Below are 468 nucleotides of genomic sequence, written 5' to 3'. Positions count from 1 at the left end.
CCTTGTCCGGGAGGAAGCGGTCCGAGATGTACCGGTCGGCCAGCGTGGCGGCGGCGACCAGCGCGGCGTCGGTGATCGACACGCGGTGGTGCGCCTCGTAGCGGTCGCGCAGACCCTTGAGGATCTCGATGGTGTGCGACAGCGACGGCTCGGCGACCTGGATCGGCTGGAAGCGGCGCTCGAGAGCCGCGTCCTTCTCCAGGTGCTTGCGGTACTCGTCGAGCGTCGTGGCACCGATGGTCTGCAGCTCGCCGCGGGCCAGCATCGGCTTGAGGATGCTCGCCGCGTCGATCGCGCCTTCGGCGGCGCCCGCACCCACGAGGGTGTGCAGCTCGTCGATGAACAGGATGATGTCGCCGCGCGTGCGGATCTCCTTGAGCACCTTCTTCAGGCGCTCTTCGAAGTCGCCGCGGTAGCGGGAGCCGGCCACCAGAGCGCCCAGGTCCAGCGTGTAGAGCTGCTTGTCCT

1 protein-coding gene is annotated in these 468 nt (G+C 68.8%); it reads right to left on the bottom strand.

What is annotated here, in order from left to right; translation table 11 throughout:
* A partial coding sequence (locus tag AC1DSF_RS30795; RefSeq protein ID WP_478184105.1) for an AAA family ATPase occupies positions 1–468 on the bottom strand: 468 nt, incomplete at both ends.

Source organism: Variovorax sp. 01N429 (genome assembly GCF_056399425.1).
Note: the sequence above shows the minus strand (reverse complement) of the source record. Positions and strands in the feature narration are given on the sequence as shown.